This window comes from Planomonospora alba (genome assembly GCF_039534085.1).
Taxonomy (GTDB): domain Bacteria; phylum Actinomycetota; class Actinomycetes; order Streptosporangiales; family Streptosporangiaceae; genus Planomonospora_B; species Planomonospora_B alba.
Map to the genome: position 1 here is coordinate 100,674 of NZ_BAAAUT010000005.1, position 16,744 is coordinate 117,417.

Annotated in this window: 16 protein-coding genes and 1 pseudogene; 15 read left to right on the forward strand and 2 right to left on the reverse strand. The window is 66.8% G+C overall.

The features are described from left to right. The first annotated feature begins 21 nt into the window (after positions 1-21). Both ABD823_RS04225 and ABD823_RS04230 read left to right on the forward strand, forming a co-directional pair. Positions 22-3,096: a putative dsRNA-binding protein gene (locus tag ABD823_RS04225; protein WP_344856093.1), complete on the forward strand. Its 3,075-nt coding sequence runs from the start codon at positions 22-24 to the stop codon at positions 3,094-3,096. 678 nt (positions 3,097-3,774) lie between these two features. Further along, positions 3,775-4,089 (forward strand): annotated as a pseudogene (locus ABD823_RS04230) (transposase family protein); the annotation flags it as partial. Between the two features lie 62 nt (positions 4,090-4,151). Here the strand turns inward: ABD823_RS04230 and ABD823_RS04235 are convergent. Beyond that, positions 4,152-4,718: an SHOCT domain-containing protein gene (locus ABD823_RS04235; RefSeq protein ID WP_344856095.1), complete on the reverse strand. Its 567-nt coding sequence runs from the start codon at positions 4,716-4,718 to the stop codon at positions 4,152-4,154. 893 nt (positions 4,719-5,611) lie between these two features. On the opposite strand from ABD823_RS04235, the gene ABD823_RS04240 reads away from it, so the two are divergent. The 12 genes from ABD823_RS04240 (at position 5,612) to ABD823_RS04295 (ending at position 15,360) form a co-directional block, all read left to right on the forward strand. Next, positions 5,612-5,881, forward strand: a complete 270-nt coding sequence (locus ABD823_RS04240; protein ID WP_344856097.1) for a hypothetical protein — start codon at positions 5,612-5,614, stop codon at positions 5,879-5,881. Beyond that, a complete protein-coding gene (locus tag ABD823_RS04245; RefSeq protein ID WP_344856099.1) occupies positions 5,860-6,651 on the forward strand; it encodes a hypothetical protein in 792 nt (263 codons plus the stop codon). The genes ABD823_RS04240 and ABD823_RS04245 overlap by 22 nt, the downstream gene beginning before the upstream one ends. Beyond that, positions 6,652-7,335: an SAF domain-containing protein gene (locus ABD823_RS04250; RefSeq protein ID WP_344856101.1), complete on the forward strand. Its 684-nt coding sequence runs from the start codon at positions 6,652-6,654 to the stop codon at positions 7,333-7,335. Further along, positions 7,336-8,115 carry a CpaE/TadZ family protein gene (locus ABD823_RS04255; protein WP_344856103.1) on the forward strand — a complete coding sequence of 260 codons (780 nt, stop codon included), beginning with the start codon at positions 7,336-7,338 and terminating at the stop codon, positions 8,113-8,115. It begins immediately after the preceding gene. Then, complete coding sequence (locus ABD823_RS04260) at positions 8,112-9,545, forward strand: TadA family conjugal transfer-associated ATPase (RefSeq protein ID WP_344856105.1); 1,434 nt, start codon at positions 8,112-8,114, stop codon at positions 9,543-9,545. The genes ABD823_RS04255 and ABD823_RS04260 overlap by 4 nt, the downstream gene beginning before the upstream one ends. Further along, complete coding sequence (locus ABD823_RS04265; protein WP_344856107.1) at positions 9,542-10,408, forward strand: type II secretion system F family protein; 867 nt, start codon at positions 9,542-9,544, stop codon at positions 10,406-10,408. The genes ABD823_RS04260 and ABD823_RS04265 overlap by 4 nt, the downstream gene beginning before the upstream one ends. A gap of 26 nt (positions 10,409-10,434) precedes the next feature. Next, on the forward strand, positions 10,435-11,259 hold the full coding sequence (locus ABD823_RS04270) for a type II secretion system F family protein (protein ID WP_344856109.1): 825 nt from the start codon (positions 10,435-10,437) through the stop codon (positions 11,257-11,259). Between the two features lie 13 nt (positions 11,260-11,272). Next, a complete protein-coding gene (locus tag ABD823_RS04275) occupies positions 11,273-11,485 on the forward strand; it encodes a hypothetical protein (protein WP_344856111.1) in 213 nt (70 codons plus the stop codon). A gap of 77 nt (positions 11,486-11,562) precedes the next feature. Continuing rightward, positions 11,563-11,961 (forward strand): TadE/TadG family type IV pilus assembly protein, encoded by a 399-nt coding sequence (locus tag ABD823_RS04280; protein WP_344856113.1) that lies wholly within the window; start codon positions 11,563-11,565, stop codon positions 11,959-11,961. After that, a complete protein-coding gene (locus tag ABD823_RS04285) occupies positions 11,958-12,443 on the forward strand; it encodes a hypothetical protein (protein ID WP_344856114.1) in 486 nt (161 codons plus the stop codon). The genes ABD823_RS04280 and ABD823_RS04285 overlap by 4 nt, the downstream gene beginning before the upstream one ends. Then, complete coding sequence (locus ABD823_RS04290; protein ID WP_344856115.1) at positions 12,440-12,871, forward strand: pilus assembly protein TadG-related protein; 432 nt, start codon at positions 12,440-12,442, stop codon at positions 12,869-12,871. Before ABD823_RS04285 ends, ABD823_RS04290 begins: the two co-directional genes overlap by 4 nt. Further along, a complete protein-coding gene (locus ABD823_RS04295; protein WP_344856116.1) occupies positions 12,868-15,360 on the forward strand; it encodes an AfsR/SARP family transcriptional regulator in 2,493 nt (830 codons plus the stop codon). Before ABD823_RS04290 ends, ABD823_RS04295 begins: the two co-directional genes overlap by 4 nt. Before the next feature lie 49 nt (positions 15,361-15,409). On the opposite strand, the gene ABD823_RS04300 is transcribed toward ABD823_RS04295, so the two are convergent. Continuing rightward, positions 15,410-15,871, reverse strand: a complete 462-nt coding sequence (locus ABD823_RS04300; protein ID WP_344856117.1) for a hypothetical protein — start codon at positions 15,869-15,871, stop codon at positions 15,410-15,412. A 536-nt stretch (positions 15,872-16,407) separates the two neighbouring features. Between ABD823_RS04300 and ABD823_RS04305 the strand changes: the two genes are divergently transcribed. Continuing rightward, the gene (locus ABD823_RS04305) at positions 16,408-16,707 is read left to right on the forward strand and encodes a hypothetical protein (protein WP_344856118.1); all 300 of its coding nucleotides are present in this window, start codon (positions 16,408-16,410) and stop codon (positions 16,705-16,707) included. Positions 16,708-16,744 lie beyond the last annotated feature (37 nt).

The window sequence follows — 16,744 nt, forward strand, 5'->3', positions numbered from 1 at the left end:
CCCTGAAGCGAGGAGAGTGTCATGCCTGCGTACAGTGGCGGAAACCGCTGGGTCGGGGTCGTCTCGCTGATCGAGCCGCCTGTGGCTGTCCCGCTCCACAAGATGGCGGCCATCCGGCAGTCCCTGTCGCAGTTCGACCACATCAGCGTCGCCCCCGGCCAGCAGATGCCGGTACGGCAGGTGTGCCGTGCTCTTCAACGCCTGGCCGAACGCCACGCTCTCGGCGAGAACTGGGGCCGCGCCGCCTACTATTTCGACCTCTCCCGGACCCTGTCCAGGCAGGGCGGCGGCTACGGTGAGCTGCCGGGCTGGGTCGGGAAAGAGATCCTCGACTTCACCCACCGTCCGGCTGCCGGGTCACGTGCGCATCTGAGCGCCCGCACCAGGCGACCGGCGAGGAACTTCTCCGCTCCGCGGCGCCCCGAGCCGTCGAGAAGAGTGCCTGCTGCACCGCCCCAGCGGACGCGTCAGGTGGCACAGACCGCTGTCCCAAGATTGGTCTTCCTCCCGCCCCAGCGGGACATCGTCATCGTCGACGACTCAGACCGCCCGGTTCTGGGGGACCCCGGTGAATGGGCGGACCGCATCCCCCTGAGCGACGCCCTGGCGGAGGAGCTCGAGAAGTGGGGCTGGAGCGTGAAGGGGAACACGATCCGCGAACGCTGGATCCGTATCGCCTCAATGCATACGAGCTATCTCTACGAGAACAACGGCCGTCTTCTCGCCCCGGTCAACGGGGTGTTCCTCAGAGCGATCGAGGAAGTCGGGAGGAGATGGGTGAAGCTCTCACTCCTCGACTGTTACACCGCCAAGCACCACCCTGCCAAGGTGGGCCAGCAGAGCTCTGAGATCAGCCTGCTGGGAGCCGCCATCAACAAGTACATCGATGATTTCTTCGCCCCACTCGGCTTCACGCTCCTCGGGAAAGGCGAGGCCGCGCAGGCCGCCGACCGGCCTTCCCGAGCGTTCTCCAACGTGAACTTTCAGGTGATCGGGGTCATCGCGCTTCTCGATGGAATCAAGCAGATCCACAGATTCGTACGATCGGCATACGACAACGGCCTTCCCAGCATCGCGAAGAAGCGTGATTGGCGGACATTGCTGGAGCAGCAGGTCCAGGACGGTTCCCTCACTTGGCTCGAACACCGGGAGGGTCCCGATCATGATGTCTCCTTCCAGATGACGGTGTCCGACCCAAGAGGCCGGAAGGGAGTCGGAGCGGGGCGGAGCAAGAAGGAAGCCTCCCAGCGAGCTTCGGAGGACTTCCTCCGCAAGCACATCCCACAGGCTCTGAAGCAGACACAGCACGCCACGGCGGAGGCGGGCCCGCCTCCGGGTTCGGCGCCTTCCCGCTACCTGAATCCTCCTCGCGAGCACTGGCAGGCCGTGTGCGACCTGCGACGCATGTTCGACCTTCCCCCGGACGCCGACCCCTGGCTCATGCAGGCGTTGACCCATAGCTCCTGGACCTACGAGAACAAGGAACGCGTCACCGAGGCCGGCCAGCGAGACAACGCCCTCCTCGCCCACCATGGTTCCTCCGTCGCCGAGACGCTCACGACCCACGAGCTCGTGCTCCGCATGGCCGCACACGGCTTCGCCCCTACAGAGGACGCGGGTCGAACCGACACTCTCTCGTCGGAATCATGTGCGGAGCTCTTCGAGCTTCTGGAGTTGAAAGGCTCGGTGTTGCTCGGCAAGGGACAGGCGAGCAATCCGGATGTCGCAAGAGCAGATGTCAGCCAAGCACTCCTGGCGGTGGCATGGCGTTTTCGCAGAAACACGCTGTTGGAACGGCGACCGAAGCAGCTTCACGAGTTCCTGACCACGCACACACCGGTCCTGGACCCATACAGCAAACTCCAGGCGATGAGTGCGATGTACGGCATCGAACTCGAGAGCTCCTTCTACGAGGAAGGGCTGGAGCATGACCGCTCCTACGCCGTCGACATCGAGTTCCGGTCAGGAGATGATCAGTTCGTCCTCGAATGCGACTTCTTCCCGGGGAGCAAGGCGAACGCGAAGAAGAAGGCCGTCGACGGAGTACTCTCTCTTCTCAGCTCATACTCCGATGACCTGTCGCAGTTGAACACCCTGGAAACCGATCTTCTGGCGTTCTATCTCTGGCAGCAGATCACTAACGTCGACAAGGTGCCCCGGAGGCACCTCATGCGGTGCGTACTCCAACGACACCTGGGAATGGACTACCTGGTCGCCGGCGACTCCGAACGCTTCACGCAGTGGGCGGAGGCCACGGAACAACTCGTTGGGAGCATCCCCCCGGAGACCGTCGGTAAGCTGACCGACTTCTATTCACAGTGCCTGGCTGAGGTCTATCGCGGATCGACACCCGGGCTCCGGGAAGAACTCCTCCGGCTCGCCGACTGGATCCAGTCACTCCACCCGGAGATGGCTGGCTCCATTCAAGAGTCACCGGGCCTCACGCGCCTCGCCCTCCTCTCCACAGTCCTGAGCAGCACAACGCAGCCGAGCTCAACGGACCTTCCCGGGCTCCTCTCCCGGATAGCCGATGAGCACTCGGCATCTTTGACCGTGGATCCCTCCCTCCACGACGAGGACGTCTTTCTTCAGCCGCAACAGATCGGAGCACTGGGAATCCTGCTGAACAGGGCAGCCTCTGCATCCGCCGCACACGGTCACGCTGGAAGCATCGAAGCAACCTCCATGGACGATGATGTCGTCGTTCTTCTCAGCTCCCCGGAGACGGATATCGAAGGAACTCTCGGCCCTGTCGCGGAGCTGATGGCCGAGATCGCACCATCGATCACCTGCTATCTGAATCGGCACGACATCATCGTCAAGGTGAGCAAGGAGGCTCACATACCCGATTCAGGTATGGCCCACGCCGGCCTCACCGCCATGAAGCTCGCTCGCAGTGGAGGACGGATCCTTCCTGAGCTACACCATCTGGTCGCCGACATCCACGAGTCTGTGGTCGCGTTCGAATCAGCACGATCAGCTGCCGTGAACGCCGACCGGACTACCCGATATCTTCAACTCGCGGAAGCGAGCGAACATCTCGACGCCGCAGAGAAGCAAGCCGCTGCCATCCGGCGCTTGGCCGCCAGTCTGTAGGAAAATTCTCACCCGAGCTGCCGGCTCCATCCCGGCAGCCTGAGGTCAAGCAGCATGGAACCTCGCATGGATGGTGGTGTGCCCCTGGTCCTGCGAAGGCGATAGTATGTCCCATATCTGGTGTTGGATGACAACTACAATGACGTCTTCCGCGTCATTTCAAGGTGCCGCTGAATGATGAACTAAGAGATCACGTCAAGCTCGCCGCGGCGAGTGTTCTGGCGTTCCTCACGTTCGGTTACGTGGCGCACGAGGTCCGGGAGTCATCTGGCCCAAGCCCAATGCTAGAGAGTCCTTCTCCTCTTCCATCTCATCTCGTAGGTGTGACCTGGAAGTACATGGGTTCGGAATGCCGGGACGGCTCGGCGTCCGCGGCGATCGGCCGACGCGGGGCATGCAGTCATCATGGCGGTGTGGTGTCGGTGTATCACGGAAGCGACGGCATGATATTGCGCTGCTCAGGCGAAACGAGCCATCCGCATGGAGCAGGCGCGCAGGCCTGGCAGAGACACAATTTCGGCTGGTTGTTCTGCAGTTCGGTTCAATGAGCCCTAATGAGAACTGACGGGCCTGCCTCAGGCAGACTCGAACCTGGTAGCCAACCGGCAGGTGAGCACTCACTGAGCCCGGACCACGAGTCCCATGAAAAGATCGCGCCTCTGCCGGGCGGCTGGCAGAGCTGATCGGGGATACCAGGGAGCAAGCGGCACGATCCGGACCTCGTTCAAGCGCCATCGGCATCGTCCGCGCCTGTCGCATCACCAGAAGTCCGTCAACCGCTCCCAAGCCCGCATCCCAGCGATCAGGAAACGCGCCGCCTCGACTCTGAAGGGATGGAAGGTGCTAGTTCTGTTGCGCTGCCGCTCACACCGCGCCACCGCGATCGTCCAGGCCATCCTCGTCTTGCAGCTCATCGGAGGGGACCGCCACTCAGGATTAAAAACGCTCTATGGAGCACGCGGGACTGACAGATCGAATATATATCGAAATTAGTCATTCAAATGGAATCGACAAAACCGCTCTTTCCTTCAGTCTGCAAAGCAATCCGAGCGCGATCACAGCTCTTTAAGCAGCGACTTTCTCTTCTGCTCGAACTCATCTTTGGTGATAAGGCCGTCAGCCAGTAACCCCTTCAACTCGTTCATTCGCTCACGTACACCAGCACTACCACTCGAAGACTCGCGATTACCAGTACCTGCGCGGGCCCTCAGAACCGCGTTCCCAGCAGCCTCAAGCTTTTTGGAGCGTTCCATATTCCCGGCTGTGGGGGGAGTCTCGCGCAGCGCATAGGTCTGCGAGTCAGTCACGATGGTCAAGTAGACATCACCCCGCTTGTTTGACCCAAGGAGATTGACGCCCATGGTCATCGCCGCAGCCACACCGCGACCCAGCCCACTCTTTTTCCCGACATCTGCACTTGCCTCGATCGACACCAAGCGCTCAAACTTACCTTCCTGGAATACGCCTCCCATCTTGACGAAACCTCGCTCATGGATAGCGATGACCTTTCCAGCGAAGGTTTCCCGCGCGACCTGACGACCGAAGTTTGCGATTTCTTGCTGGCGGCGGGCCGCTGATTCAGCTTGCCTCTTAGCGCGATCTTCCTGGTTGAACCACTTCATCCCGATCTTCACCTGCCATGATCCGGCTTATCAAAGTCTCACCCTTGATTCATAAGGCCCAGAGGGTCCTGGCATCCGCGAATACCAGTTTGTCATGCGCCGAACTCTGAGCCAGCACCGCCCCCCGTGTTCAGCTGTTCCGCCTGCGCCCTTCTCACCACGGATGCGGGCGCGCGCTCAGCGCTGGGCAGCCAGCAACGCCGGAATGATGGCGCGGGCATTGCGCCAGCGCATCAGGTGTGCAGCTCCCCAGCCTGGACGGCGTGGTTGGGATGATCGAAATCGGCTAGGGTGAACTGCCGCACCATAAGATCCGCTACAGCTTCTGTTCCAACCGGCCAGGACGCTCTACACACCAATCCAGTACCCGTTTCCGGTCACATCACCAGCCAAGGCTGCCAAGTTCGAACCCAGAAGAGACCATGACGCCAAATTGGACTAAAGTGATATTTGCTTTAACCAACCTCGTCTCAGCCTAGTTGACCCAACATGCTTCCACTGCAGCCCTTGCGAGCACCTTGACTGACCATTACTCTGCACCCAGAGTAATAACTTGATTGCGCACAGTCGGAATGCGGGGATTCGTGGCGATACGTGCAATCGGTCGGCTACTGGCTACAGCAGCTCTCCTGGCTGCGGTTGCTGCCAGCACGGCATGCCAGGAGGAGAAAAGCTCCGTTCTTCCGCCTCGTCCTGCCGTCTCAGCGGCTTCCGCGCCCTCCGCTCCGCAACCTTCACCGACGACACCTCATGACATCGTCCTGACGGCCTACCTGAGGTACTGGACGGTTCTCAGCAAGGCCGGCAAGTCCTCCCCCGACCAGGCGCGCTCTCTGCTCAAGCCCTACGCCACCGGCGACTACCTGGATCACCTCGTCGACGGTGTCCGGCGGATGCGCGAGCAGGGGCGCGAGCCGTACGGCAAGGTCGTTCCTCGGGTGAAGGAGGTCCGGATCAGCAAGAACGACGCGCTGGTGATCGACTGCCAGGACGTCTCCGGTGCCGGCATGGCGGACGCCCGTACGCACCAGCGCATCCCCGGGAGCGCCAGCAGCAAGCCCACGGCCAACATCGAGGCGTCGATGAAGCGGAGTTCAGATGGGCGGTGGCGTCTCACCGGATTGAAGATCAAGGAGGCGCCGTGCACTCCGCCCTCCTCGTGACCGCGCTCGCCATGGCTCTGTTCAGCGACCCCGGTGACGACGACAACGGCGCCTACCCGTGGGGCGGCGGCTGGGTGGTGTTCGGCAACCACGAGACCCGCCGGCCCGGCGCCGCGGCCACCGCCGGAGGAAGCGACGGCGGTGCCAGCCCGTGGAGCGACTGCCACAGCCTTCCCGGCCCGGACGGGATCCGCTACGTCCAGTGCGAGGACGGGCCCGCCAACCAGAGCAACCTCTTCGAAGGCGCCGCTCCCGGTGAGCCGGCCGACCCTGCCGTCACTCCGGAGATGCTCCGCGACGAGGCCCTGCGGCAGCTCCGCCCACCGGCGCCCCGGATCACGACGGCGCCTCCGCGGGGCAAGGAAGGGCTGGTCGGCCTCCGGCACTTCTTCTGGGTCGAGAAGAGCCAGTGGCGTCCGATCAGTAAGCGGGCCACGGCGGGACCGGTCTGGGCCGAGGTCACCGCGACGCCGACCAGCCTGGTGATCGATCCGGGATCCGGCCAGCCCGGCATCACCTGCCGGGGACCCGGCACGCCGTACGACACGTCGAGGTCGCCGGGTGACCAGAAGAGCGATTGCGCCCACCGGTTCACCAGATCGAGCGCCGGACTGCCCGGATCGAAGTACCGGGTGACCGCCTCCATCGTGTGGGCGGCGACCTGGACCGGCTCCGGAGGCGCCGGCGGAACGCTCGCCCCGATCACCACCTCCACCACCTTCCCGCTGCGGATCGCCGAAGGGCAGGCGCTGATCCAGAGGAGTTCCTGAATGACCCCCAAGATCTTGTCCACCCCGCCGGGGCGGACGGCCGGCGGCGCGCCGCCGGTGACGGTGCCGAGGCTGCCCGGCCAGCCGAGGCAGCGCCGCCGAGGGATGGTGGTCTTCGGGCTACTGATCATCGCGGGTGGTGGCGCGCTGACCTACCACGGGATGGGAAAGCTCAGCGATCGGGTGCCGGTCGTCGTCATGGCCCGCGATGTGGCCGTCGGCCAGGAGATCACCAGGAGCGACGTCACCACGGCGATGGTCGGGGCCGATGAGACGGTGGCCACCGTCCCGGGCCATGAGCTCCAGCGGGTGGTCGGCATGCGGGCGGCCGTGGACCTGATGAGCGGTGCCCTGGTCCAGCGGAAGGCCGTCACCGACCGGCTCACCCCGGCGCAGAGCCAGCAGCTGGTGCCGGTGGCGGTCAAACCGAGCCGTCTGCCCGCCCGCGGCTTCGCGCCCGGTGACATGGTCCTCGTCGTGCCGGCTCCGGGGACCCAGACCGCGGCCAGCACGAGATCGACCACGCGGACGGAGATCGAGGCCGTCATCGACCAGGTCAAGGGCCCGGACACCGACGGCCTGGTGGTCGTCGACCTGCTCGTCGGCGGCGACGACGGTTCCCGGCTCGCCACGCTGGCCGCCGACGGCGAGGTCGCCTTCGTCCTCAATCCCCGGAGGTCATGAGTGGCGGTCTACACGCTGATGAGCCCGGGAAGCTCACCCGGGGTGACCACCACCGCTCTTGCGGTCACCCATGTCTGGGGTGGCAGGACGCTGCTCGCCGAGTGCGATCCCAAGGGCGGGAACGTCCTGCCCGGCTTCCTGGCCGGTCAGATGGCGGGGCTCCGCGGCGGCCTGCTCGAACTCGCGCTGGCCATCGCCCACAATCCTGACCCCGGTGTCCTCTGGGACCACGTCATCTCCCTGGACCAGCACGCGCGCGAGTGGCTGCTCCTGCCCGGAGTCCGGGATCCGCGCCACATGGCGCAGCTCTCCGGGGCGTGGGACGCCATCGCCAAGGTGCTCACCGCGGCGACCCGTGGCGCGATGGACGTCGTGCTCGACGTCGGGCAGATCGGCCGGCCCGACACGCCGATGCGGTTGATCGCCGCCTCCGACATGGCCGTCATGCTGCTGCGCCCGACCCTGCGGCAGGCGGCGGAGGCCAAGCCCCGCCTCGACGCACTCGGCCGCTACGTCGGCACGACCGTCCCGGTCGCCCTCTGCCTGGTCGGCAAGGGCGACTACACGCCCGCACAGATCAGCCGGGCACTGTACGGGCTGCCGGTGATCGGCACCATCCCGCACGATCCCAGGTCGGCGGCGGTGCTGTCCGACGGCGCCTCCGCCCGGAGACCCCTGCGCTCCTCCACCCTGATGCGTGGTGCCTCCCGCCTCGCGGACGCCATGCGCCGACGCCTCACCACCACCGAGGACCTCGGAGAGGCGGTGGCGGCAGGATGAGCCGCAGCTGGCCGCCCGGAGCACCCGAGGCATCCGGTGTCTCCAGGGCGCAGTGGCCACCCCACCCCGTCACGCACCCGAGCGACCTGGGGCTGCTCCCGCGCTCACCGCAGCCCATCGATGATCTCGACGACAGGGTGTTCCGCGAGGCCGTTCTCGGCATCACCGCCTCGGTCGCCGATGACCTGAAGGACACCGAGGACCGCGAGGCCGCCCTCCAGGTCATCCGGGAGCGGGTGCAGCGCTGGGTCCAGGACCGGCTCGCCGACGGGGTGCCGATCGGCTTCGCCACTCAGCGCAGGCTGGTGGATGCGGTGGTCGACGAGCGCTTCGAGCTGGGCGTGCTCACGCCGTATATCAGGGACGAACGGGTCGAGAGCATCGACCTCAACGGGTACGACGAGGTGTGGATCACCTACAGCGACGGCACCTGTGAGCGCGGGCCGGCGGTCGCCGCCAGCGACGACGACCTGATCAAGATGATCCAGATGTGGGCGCTGCACAAGAGCTACAACCCGCGTGAGTTCTCCGCCGCCAACCCGCTGCTCAACACGGCGCTCCGGCCCGGCGACGGGGACGACGGCGTGGGCGTACGGCTCAGCGCCACCATGGCCGTCACCCCGCGGCCGTGCGCGAGCATCCGCTGCCACCGCCTGGTCGACGTCACCCTCGACGACCTGCTGAGGCTCGGCACCGTCAACCGGAGCCTGCACGCTTTCCTGAGCGCCGCCGTACGGGCGCGGCTGAACATCGTCGTCACCGGCGGCACGGCCGCGGGGAAGACGACCCTGCTCCGCGCCCTGGCGTCGGTGATCGACCCCGCCGAGCGCCTGGCCACCCTGGAGTCGGACTACGAGCTGTTCCTGCACAAGCTCGGGCACCGGCACCAGAACGTCATCGCCTTCCAGGTACGGCAGGCCAACTCCGAAGGCGCCGGAGCGGTCTCGCTGAACGACCTGATCCCGCACTCCCTGCGGAAGAACATCAAGCGGATCATCGTCGGGGAGGTCCGCGCCGACGAGATAGTCCCGATGTTCGAGGCCATGAACACCGGCCACCCGGGTTCGATGTGCACGATCCACGCCGACGGCACCGAGGAGATCTTCAACCGGATCGTCATGCTCTGGACCCGCGGGGTGGGTGCCCAGACCCCGCCGGCCGTCATCCATCTGAACACCGGCGAGACCGTCGACCTCGTCGTGCACCTGCGGATGGATCCGGAGACCAACACGCGCTTCGTCTCCGAGATCCTGGAGGTGCTGCCGCCGGCGGACAGCGATCTGCCCAGCCGCAATCACGTCTACCGGGCCACGGGACCCGGTGGACGGGCCGTGCCCGACGTCACGCCGCAGTGCCTGCCGAGGCTGATGGCGGCCGGGTTCGACCCGTCTCTGCTCGACCCGCACACGGCCATGTGGGAGATCGGGTGAGCGCGGCGGCCCTCGTGGCCGGGCTCGGGGTGTCGGCTCTCCTCAGCGGGGTGATGTGCGTCGCCGCCGAGCTGGCGGGCGAGGCGGATGACGCGCCGATCAGGCCGCCGTCCCGCTGGATCGCGGTCCGTACGGCTCTCGCCCGGCACCACCGTCTCCTCCTGGCCGCCGTCGCCGCCGGGGTGGTCGTCTTCGGGCTGACCGGGTGGCCGGTCGCCGGGCTCGTCGCGGCGGTGGCCGTACTGGCCCTGCCCCGGGTGGTGACCGGGCGGGCCGCGGCCGAGCGGATCCGGAAGCTGGAGGCGCTGGAGCAGTGGACCCGCCGCCTGGCCGACCTGCTGGTCGCGGGGCGGGCTCTGGAGCAGGCGCTGGAGCAGAGTGCCGCGCGCAGCGTCCCTGCTCCGATCGCGGGCCCGGTCGCGGCCCTGGCCCGGCGGCTCACCGTCACCCGCATGCCCACCGAGCAGGCGCTCCGGCTGTTCGCCGACGAGCTGGACGACCCGGTCGGCGACCGGATCGCCGCCGCGCTGATCCTTGTGGCGCGCCGCCGCGGCCGGGGCGCGAGCACCGTGCTCAACCGGCTCGCCGAGCTGGTGGCCAGGGACGTGACGGACCGCAGGGAGGTCGAGGCCGCGCGGGCCGAGCACCGTACGACCGTGCGCTGGATCATCGGCATCCTCGTGGTCTTCAGCGCGGTGGCCGTCTTCCAGCAGTCCTACGTCGAACCCTTCGGCACTCCGGTCGGCCAGCTCGTGCTGGCCGTGGTCGCGGGCCTGTACGGCGTGGCGCTGTGGTGGCTGCACCGTCTGGGCAGCGCCGCGCCCGGGCACCGCTTCCTGGGCGATCGGGGGCGGCGGAGGTGAGCGCGCTCGCGGCGATTGGTGGAGGCATGGTCGGCCTCGGAGTGCTCGTCGTGGTCGCCGAGGCGTGGCCCGCGCCTCCGCGGCTGGACGTGGCCCTGGCCCGGCTCGACGGCGTGCCCGACCCGACCGCCCGGTCGTCGGGGGTGGGCGGGTGGCTGGCCGTACGGCTGGCGCGGCTCCCGGTGCCCCGTGACGATCTGGCGCTCCTGGGCATCAGCGTCGAGCGCTTCATGCTGCAGAGGGTCGCCTTCCTGCTGTTCGGGCTGGTCCTTCCGACCCCGTTGAGTCTGCTGAGCCTGGTCGCGGGCCTCCCGCTGCCCTGGACGGTTCCGGCGGGTGCGGGAGTGGTGCTCGGGGTGCTGTTCGCGCTGGTGCCCGACTACGCGGCCCGCACCCAGGCGCGGGAGCGCCGCCGGGAGTTCCGGGCGGCGCTCGCGACCTACCTGGACATGGTGGCGTTGGAGCGGGCCGCCGGAGCCGGTCCGCCGCAGGCGCTCCAGGCGCCCGCGGACGTCTGCTCGGGGTGGGTGTTCGCGCAGATAAAGCGGGTGCTGGAGCACGCCAGGCGCGCCGGTGAACAGCCTTGGCGCGGCCTGGCGGCTCTCGGTGAGCGGGTCGGGATCCCCGAGCTCACCGAGCTGGCGGACATCGCCGAGGACGCCGGCTCGGAGGGCACCCAGGTGCTGTCCACGCTCCTGGCCAAGGCCCAGTCCATGCGCACCGCGGCGCTCACCGACGCCCGGGCCAGCGCCAACAGCCGGACCAGTGAGATGCCCGTCGCCATCGGTGTCTCGGTGTTCGGGTTCCTGGTTCTCGTCTGCTTCCCCGCCGTCTACCGGATCATGAGCTAGGAGGAGGATCGCGATGCGCAAGCACCTTCCGCCGGAGGCCGCCTACTGGACGGCCCGCGTGGATCTCCTTCGCGACAGGCTGGCGCGACTGCGGGAGGACCCGGAGCGGGGGGCCATGTCCGCCGAAACAATGATCATCATCGCGGCGTTGGCGCTCGTCGCCCTGACCGTGATGGGCATCGTCACCGCGAAGATCGTCGAAAAAGCGAACCAGATCAGCCTGTGAGCCGCGCGGTGAGCGGTCGTGGAAGAGGCCGGGCCGCACTGGGACCGGCGGGGCGTGGAGGTCACCGCCGGTGGCGGGTGGCGCGGCGGGGTGATGCGGGTTCGATCACCGTCGAGGTCGTCATCGTGCTGCCCGTCATCATGCTCACGGTGCTGGCGTGCATGCAGGTCTGCCTGCTGTTCTTCGCCCGCTCGGTGGCCTTGGCCGCCGCCCAGCAGGGGGTGCGCGCCGCCCGCGCCGAGGGGGCGTCCCGTACGGCCGGCGCCGACGCGGCCCGCAGCTATGCCGAACGGACCGCGGGGGGCTTCCTGCACTCGATCAGCGCGTCGGCCGGAGGGGACACGACGACGGTCCGGGTGGTCGTGCGGGGGCGGTCGCTGTCCATGGTGCCGTTCCTGGAGTCGATCCCGGTCACCGGGGAGGCCGCGGGGGCCGTCGAGCGGTTCACCGTTCCTTCCGAGGGGGCGGAGCCATGAGCGTGCGAACGGACCGGCGGTGGTCGCGGGATCGCGGTAGCGCGTCGGTGGAGGCGATGCTCGGCATCACGGCGCTCGTCCTGGTCCTGCTGTTCGGCGCCGCCGCCGGTCGGGTCGCCGTGGTCACCGCGGCGGTGGAGGCCGCCGCCCGGGACGCGGCGCGGCAGGCGTCCATCTCCCGGGCGGGCAGCGCGGCCGGCGCGAAGGCACGGGAGAGCGCCCAGGAGTCGCTGCGGAGCCAGGGCGTGAGCTGCATGTCAGTGGACGTCAGGGTGGACACCGGCGGCTTCGGCCGTCCGGTCGGTACTCCTGCCACCGTGTCGGCGTCGGTGAGTTGTACGGTGCCGCTCAGCGACCTGGCCTTTCCCGGTCTCCCAGGCAGCGTCGTACGGCGGGCGACCTTCACCAGCCCGTTGGACCCTTACCGGGGAAGGGCGGTGGGGTTGGTCCCTGTCGAGGCTCTGGTGGGGGCGGTGGGATGAGGTTTTCAGCGTCTCCCTGTCCGGAACATGGCGCGGTCACGCCGTACACGCTCGTCTTCATCACCGTCCTGCTGCTGTTCGTCGGGCTGGCGGTGGACGGCGGGGCCAAACTGCGGGCGGGGTGGGAAGCGGTCGGCGTCGCCGAGGAGGCCGCCCGGGCCGGTGCCGGGCAGATCGATCTGGCAGCCGCCTACCGGGGTGACGACTTCGTGGTGGACCGGGGCGCCGCCGTACGGGCCGCCCGGGCGTATCTCGATGCCGGTGGCCACAGCGGCGCGGTCGGCATCGCGGGGCCGGACTCGATCCGGGTGAGCGTCACGGTCACCAAGCCGACCTGGCTGCTGTCCATGGTCGGGCTCTCCTCCGTGTCGGCGACCGCCACCGCAACCGCCGACCTGGTCTCCGGTGTCGAAGGGCCGAACCGATGATCCTGATCCGTCTCCTGCGGGCGCTGCTCGCGACAGCCGTACTCGTCACCGTGGTGATCGGGTTTCCCGTCCTGTTCCACAGCGTGGCCGGGTTTCCGTTCCCTGATCACTTTCCCACGGTGCAGGAGGTCGCAGACAGGCTGACCAGCCGTGACGACGGGACGCTGTTCATCTCGGTCGTCGAGATCGTCGCCTGGGGCGCCTGGGCGTCGTTCTGTCTCACCGTGGTGATGGAGATCGTCGCACGGCTGCGCGGGTTGCGGGCCGCGCCGCAGCTCCGCGGGCTGGGCGGGATGCAGCGCCTGGCCGCTTACCTGGTTGCCTCCGCCGCGCTCGCGGTCAGCGCCCCGGTCTCCGCGGCCACGGCCGCGGTCGCCCCTCCCCCACCGGTCGCCGCGATGGCTCCACTCCATCCGCAGCTCGCCGACCACCTCGATGCATCGGAGGAGCGGTTCCATCGGGTGGAGCCCGGCGACACCCTTCGGGAGATCGCCGACAAGAGGCTGGGAAACCCACGCCGCTGGGTGAAGATCTGGAAGCTCAACGCCTACTCACGTCAACCCGATGGACGGGTCTTCACCGATCCCGACCTCATCCACCCGAGGTGGAAGCTCCGGCTCCCGACGGGGAAACCACCTGCCGCCGAACCTGCCAGGAAGGATCCGGCCGCCGACTCCTCGGCGCGAGGCATCCGCCTTCCCAAGCCCGGCGCCGTGCAAACTCCGTCCGCGAAACCCTCTGTCGAGCAGGCTTTCCGGAGCTCTGAGGCGATCGAGCTGTCCTCCGGATCGCTGGTCGCCTTCGCCTATGCGGCCGGCATCAGTACGGCCTACGCGGCGAACCTACTCCACCGGCGCCGCCGCCGGATCCCGCCCTCGATCCCGGAGGGTGTGCAGATCACTCCCGAGCCAGAGCCGGCGCCGGCCGTCCGGGAGCTCCGGCGGGCCCATCGGCGGACCTTCACCGAGCGCGGCGAGGACGTCCCCACCGACGCCGAACTGCTGCGGCAGGCCGACTCCACTGACGTACCCGATGGGACAGCGATCGGCGGACGGCCTGATGGTGATCCCGTTCGCCTCCAGCTCGCCGGTCTCCGCCTGGGTGTCACCGGGCCCGGGGCACCCAACGTCGCCCGTTACCTGATCGTCGACCTCCTCCGGCAGGCAAGCGATTTCAGGGCCGAGGTGGTCCTGTGCACAGCTCTCGCCGAGAGCCTGCTCGGCCTCCCCGCAGATGAACCGGACGTGATGGCGAGGGCCGTACCGGGTCTGACCGTCGTCCCCTCACCCGAGGAGGCGCTCAAGCGGTTCGAGGAGACGCACTTCACCCGGCGGCGCATGCTCCTGGAGCGCGAAGCGTCGACGCTCGGAGAGCTGCGTGAGCGGGATCCGGGTGAGGTTCTGCCCGTGGTCGTGCTGGTGGCCGAACCCGACGACGAGGCATCGAAGCGCATCACCGCGCTGCTGGGCTCCGGCCAGAGCACCGGGATGGGTGCACTGGTCCTGGGCCCGTGGACGGGCAGCACCACCTGTGAGGTCGACGACGACCACCGGATTCGCGGGGTCGAAGGTCCTCTCGCGGAGACCTTCGAGGGCGCGCAGCTGTTCCACATCACGGCGGACGAGGCCGCGGCCCATCTCCGGGAGTTGGTCCCTCCTTCGGAGACGGAGACGGAAGAAGAACCGTCGTCTCCGGCGGATGCCGATGCCTGGGACGGTCCTGAACCGGTCCGCCTGTCGATCCTCGGACCGCCCACCGTGCGGGTGCGTGGCCGTTCACAACCGCTCGGTCTGAGCTGGTTGCAACTCAACACGCTCGCCTACCTGGCCCTCCATCCTCATGGCGTGACGCGGGACCAGCTGACGACGGCGCTCTGGCCCGACGAGGTCTGCAAGGACATCCACAACACGCTGCGCCATCTCCGCAATGCGCTCACCACCGCCACGGGGTACGTGAACCCCGAGCCTCGGAAGGCACCGTTCATCAACGCGTCCACCACCAAGGACAGCGCGGTCTACCGCATCGACCCCAAGCTGGTCAGCGTGGACCTGTGGGACTACCAGGCGGCGCTGGAGCAGGTGAGGACGGCCTCCCGTTCCGCGGATCGTCTCGCCGCGCTCCAGAAGGCCGCCGCGCTCTGCCAGGGAGAATTGGCCCACGGGTTGAACACCGAGTGGATCGAGGAGCACCGCTATCCCCTGACCCGGTCACAGGCCGACACGCTCAGCCAGCTCGCCGAAGCGTACGAAACTGTGGACCCGGAGCGTGCTCTTGATGCTCTCGAACGTGCCCGTTCCCTGGATCCCGACGTCGAGGAGACGTACGTACGCATCGTCCGCCTCCAGCTACGACTCGGCCGCCGAGACGAGGCAGGCCGAACCGTTCAGCTCCTTCGTCAGCACCAGAGCACCCTTGGCATTGACCCCGATCTTCTGATCGAGAAACGCCTATTCGAAATACTCCGCACCGGAGAGCCATCGGCAAAGTAACGAGATATCGAACATGATGCATATTCCAGCAAGACCTCATGAGAGGCAATCAGAAAGGAAGGTCGTCCTGAGAGTTGTAAAAATCAGCGACGGGAACGGGAGCAGGAGCGATTTTCGAGACAGGTCCAGGACCAGAAGAAGCTTCCGGATCCGGGCCAGGATTGTCAATGGCATCGTTCCACAGATGCATGAGTTCGCGTCTCGCAGAGAAGCGACCATCACCTATCCATGATCGATCATCAGGATCATAACCACCGAGCTTGCACAAGGCCAGAAAGACAGCGTCCACATAGATCCACCGCCCGGGGACCAAGATACCCTGGAGGATGCGGCGCACCGTCTCCGGGCTGACGCGAACGTCAATCCCTAAATCATCGATCTTCCTACTTATATCGCGGAGCGTAGGACGACCAGCATCCTTATATGCAGCGAACAGCGCTTCAAGGAACCGGCGATGTGGACCCTCGGGCAGTTCTTCCAGAGTCCGCATCCTGATGCCTTTACTCTTCATCAGCCCTCCCTCCGAGAGCCCCGAAGGGGCAATACTCGCCACATCTTGCCTCAAGTAGGCAACAGATGACAACAGTTGACAACAAGAGCGACCAACCGTCGGAGGGGAACGGACTACCACTCCCTACCGCCGCCTACCGTTGACAACAGTTGACAGAAATAGACTCCTCGTACACCCAGCGATCCCAGGCGGAGCTTGCCCTCGCCAGCCCTGGCGAGCACGGTCAAGTAGAAGTAGGCGAGCAGCTTCAAGCACCCCCACCAGCAACTTCGTTGATTAGGCGCTGAACCATGCAGCCATCGACACCCTGCACATAGAGCCGGCAGGCATAGCCAGCACCACGCTCAGGGAGAAAAGAGGATTGCCGCAGACTCGACAGGGACACTACACTCGACATCAGTTGCGGCACGTATGCCCATACCCAGAAGCCCTTGAGTTCTCTATGCAGATACAAGGGCTCTTTTCATTTCCGTCCCTGTCCACTCGAAAGCGGCTTCGCCTTGCGGGGCCGCTTTCGTGTTTCTCCGGGAGAAAAGATGTCCATCACTTCTCTGCCCTGGCCCGTCTTCCTTCTCGCTGCCTGGTTCGGAACCGTCCTGGTGATCTCTTACGTGGTGTGCGCGATCGCCAAGGCGGCCATCAACAAGGCCGACGCCCGTGACCTGCCCAACGTTCTCACAGCGCTTGCCCAGGTGCTTCGCGGCATCGTGCGTCCGCTCAGCCAGGCCTTCAGCCCCGCGCAGAGCTCCCTCGACAGCCCCGCCTCAGCACAGGACGGAGGTTCCCCGGAGCAGACGAACGGGCAGGGCGGTGAGCCAGCAGGGATAGGACGGTGACCGAGCGGCTCGCTGAAGGTAGTCCCCTACAGCATGC